Annotated in this window: 1 protein-coding gene; it reads left to right on the top strand. The window is 54.6% G+C overall.

Going from position 1 to position 249, the window contains the following annotated elements; all coding sequences use genetic code 11:
• Positions 1-29: 29 nt before the first annotated feature.
• Positions 30-249 (top strand): hypothetical protein (locus KMS84_RS44770; RefSeq protein ID WP_256921646.1); only part of this gene is annotated, 220 nt, incomplete at its 3' end.

Genomic DNA, 249 nt, shown 5'->3' on the forward strand with positions numbered 1-249 from the left:
CGACATCGAGCGTCTATCAGGAGAGGACAATGCATAAAAGAGAAGTCGATTCTGCGGTGATGACAGCGGGTTTCGGTTTGCCGATCGCTGGATGGGCAGCGGGCGTGTATTTGGCGCAGATGCCTTTGACGCCATTCCCTGCAGCGTTCAAGGAAACGCTTCACAACGGCTGGCACAACCCGATTGTATTGGGGGCCACAATTGCCACGTCAGCGGTCGCCGCTTCACTGGTTTATTACCTGTACGAAT

Source organism: Streptomyces hilarionis (genome assembly GCF_024539675.1).
GTDB classification, from domain to species: Bacteria; Actinomycetota; Actinomycetes; order Streptomycetales; family Streptomycetaceae; genus Streptomyces; species Streptomyces hilarionis.